2 protein-coding genes and 2 pseudogenes are annotated in these 3,214 nt (G+C 66.9%); 2 read left to right on the forward strand and 2 right to left on the reverse strand.

Annotation, left to right across the window (positions count from 1 at the left end):
• Together AC1VAN_RS19115 and AC1VAN_RS19120 are read left to right on the forward strand one after the other, a co-directional pair.
• Window positions 1-690 (forward strand): MFS transporter (locus AC1VAN_RS19115; RefSeq protein ID WP_480986471.1); only part of this gene is annotated, 690 nt, incomplete at its 5' end.
• Window positions 691-721: 31 nt separating this feature from the next.
• Complete coding sequence (locus AC1VAN_RS19120) at window positions 722-1,057, forward strand: hypothetical protein (RefSeq protein ID WP_051501712.1); 336 nt, start codon at window positions 722-724, stop codon at window positions 1,055-1,057.
• A 55-nt stretch (window positions 1,058-1,112) separates the two neighbouring features.
• Here the strand turns inward: AC1VAN_RS19120 and AC1VAN_RS19125 are convergent.
• Window positions 1,113-2,687 (reverse strand): annotated as a pseudogene (locus tag AC1VAN_RS19125) (M28 family metallopeptidase); the annotation flags it as partial.
• Window positions 2,688-2,836: 149 nt separating this feature from the next.
• Window positions 2,837-3,214: pseudogene (locus AC1VAN_RS19130) on the reverse strand (MBL fold metallo-hydrolase); the annotation flags it as partial.

Here is a 3,214-nt window from a genome sequence, read left to right on the forward strand (position 1 = left end):
GGCATGGACGAGTCGCTGTCGGAATCCTCCATCGAAGCCGCGCGCGAGGGCAAGGACAAGAAGTCCGGCTCGATGTACGAACTGTTCGTGCACCAGTGGCGTCCGCTGCTGCTGTGCTTCCTGATCACCGCCGGTGGCACCATCGCCTTCTACACCTACTCGGTGAACGGCCCGAAGATGATCCAGAGCGCCTTCGCCGGCAACGACCCGATGACCGGCACCCTGATCAACCTGGGCGTGCTGGCCTTCCTGATGGTGTTGCAGCCGGTCGGCGGCTGGCTGTCGGACATCATCGGCCGCAAGAGCCTGCTGGTGTTCTTCGGTGTGGGCGGCGTGCTGTACAGCTGGTACCTGATCACCCAGCTGCCGCACCAGCACGATGCCACCCTCGCCTTCCTCACCCTGGCACTGGGCTTTGTCATCCTCACCGGCTACACCTCCATCAACGCCGTGGTGAAGGCAGAGCTGTTCCCCACCCACATCCGTGCGCTGGGCGTGGGCTTCGGCTATGCATTGGCCAACTCGCTGTTCGGCGGCACCGCACCGCTGCTGTACCAGGGCGCATTGAAGACCGGCCACGTGGACTGGTTCGCCATCTACGTCACCGCGACGATCGCGGTATCGTTGGTGGTCTATGTGTTCTTCCTCACCAACAAGGGCCCCAACTGGCTCGACGGCACGCGCAAGTAAACGCGCCGTAGTGATCGCGGCCACCGGTGCAATGCCGGTGGCCGCCGCGTCTCCTGCCACGCCGCTGGTATGGCTCGCACTGGGCCTGGGCGCGGCGACCCTGCTGGCATGGCTGATCCGCCGGCCCGACGCCCAGGCGAGTTGGCCACGTATCGGCTTCGGTATTGCCCTGCTGGCGTTCTGCGTTGCCCTGGTGTTGCAGCTGGCAGTGGATCTGGGCAGCGGTGCCAGCACCCTGCATCTGCGTCTGAGCCGGGGCATCAACCCCGCACCGGTGGCCAGCCTGCGTACGATGGTGGCGTGTTACCTGGGCGCGCTCGTCGCCGCCGGTTGGGGCGCGTGGAAGCTGCTGCGGCCACGTGGCTGAAGATGCGGTAGTGCCGGCCGCTGGCCGGCAATTGCACATCCTTTCGGAAGGTTCATGAGGCCAGTTCGGCGCCCAGGTCATAGACCAGCAGGGTGTCGGCCGCGTGGCCCGCCGGATCCCAGCTCGGCGTCCATGCATCGCAGGCCTGGTGGTAGCAGTCGGCGAAGTACTTCTCGCGCAGCGCGCGACCGGCCTCGACGCCGCCCTCAAGCTTGTCCAGGCCCGGGCCGATGGTGATCGCCGGAACGCCCAGGCGGGCGAAGGCGAAGTGGTCGGCACGGTAGAAGAAGCCGGCTTCCAGGTTCGGATCCGGGCTGTAGCTGCGGCCACGGGCCTTGGCCACGCGTTCCAGGTCGCCTTCCAGCGACACCCGGCCCTTGCCCCACGAGGCGATGTCACGGGTGGCACCATCCGGGCTGAACATCTCGATGTTCAGCACCGCAGCGGTCTTGTCCAGCGGCGCCAGCGGGTGCGCGGCGTAGTAGCTGGCGCCCAGCAGGCCCTTCTCTTCGGCGGTCAGGGCGACGAAGTACAGGGTGCGCTGCGGCTGCGGGCCGGCGGCGAACACCCGGCCCAGTTCCAGCACGGTGGCCACGCCGGTGGCGTTGTCGATCGCACCACGGCGGATACGATCACCCCTGGCGTCGGCCTGGCCGATGCCGAAGGCATCCCAGTGCGCCGAGAAGATCACCGCCTCATCGGCGTGCTCGCCGCCGGGCAGCTTGGCCACCACGTTGCGGGTCACCACCTGCTCGCGCTTGAGCGCGAAATCGACGCTCAGCTTCGCGTTGTCCAGCGCAACCGGGCGGAAGTCCGCACTCATCGCCTTGCGCTTCTCTGCATCGAAATCCAGGCCGGCGTCGGCGAAGATCTGTTCGGCCAGCTCACGCTGCATCCAGCCACGCAGCGGCGTATGCTGGGCCATCGCCTCGGCCTGGCCGCGCTCGATGTCGAACAGCGGCGAGGTGCCCGAACTCTTCACCGTGGCCCAGCCATAGGCGGCCGGTGCGGTCTCGTGCAYGATCAGCACGCCTTCGGCACCCCGGCGCGCGGCTTCCTCGAACTTGTAGGTCCAGCGGCCGTAGTAGGTCACCGCCTTGCCATCGAACGCACCTGGCGCGTCGGCTTCAAAATCGGCATCGTTGATCAATACCACGGCGATCTTGCCGTGCAGGTCCACGTCCTTGTAGTCGTTCCAGTGGCGCTCGGGCGCATCGATGCCGTAGCCGACGAACACCAACGGCGCCTCCTTGATCTGCACGCGCTTGCGCGGCTGCAGGCTCTGCAGGGTCACGTCCACGCCATTGGCCAGCGCGCGCTTGCCGCCCTTCAGGGCGAGACTGGCCTTGGCCTGGCCGTCCAGCTGCGCGCGCACCAGCGGCACCGGCTGTACCCAGCTGCCGTCCACGCCACCCGGCTGCAGGCCGTAGCTGCGGAACTGCTCGATCAGGTACTGCACGGTGCGTTCTTCGCCTTCGGTGGCCGGTGCACGGCCTTCGAATTCGTCCGATGCCAGCACGCGCACATGACGCGACAGCGCCTGCGGATCGATGCCGCCGCCGGGCAGGTCATTGGCCGCATGGGCCAGGCCACCGACGAACAGGCAGGACGACAGCAGCAACACGCGCATCGGGTTCACGGCAACACCACGGCTAGCTTGAAAGTCACCAGAGTGTAACGTGGTCGTGACATCGCGGCGCGGCCCGGGACCGTGTCATCCACGCATGGCGTGGATCTACCAGGGGCGCAGCGGATCTCCGCCGCCAGGGAGTGCGCAGGTCAGCGCGATACACGGTCCAGCCAGCAGGCCAGGCCCTGCGCGTTGAGTTCGATATCCATCGCCAGTACTTCGCCCACTGCAGCCTGGTCCAGCGCGCAGCCATGCTGCTGTGCACGCTCCAGGTACAGCGCCTGCAACGCGGCCAACAGGCAGCGATGACGATCGGGGCGACCGTCGCACTGGCGGCCGATTGCCGCCATCGCATCAATCTGTTCGAACAGATCCTCGGCCAGCTTTTCGACCTGTTCGACACGACCGTAATGGGTCAGGTACATCGCCCGCGGTGCGTAACCGAGCATGCGCTGGATCGACGCCTTCATCGCGTCCGGGTCGAACTGCACCGGCGATGAGGTGGGGAAGATGAAAGCGCCCTGCGC

It is taken from the genome of Stenotrophomonas sp. 05L44_2 (assembly GCF_056665995.1).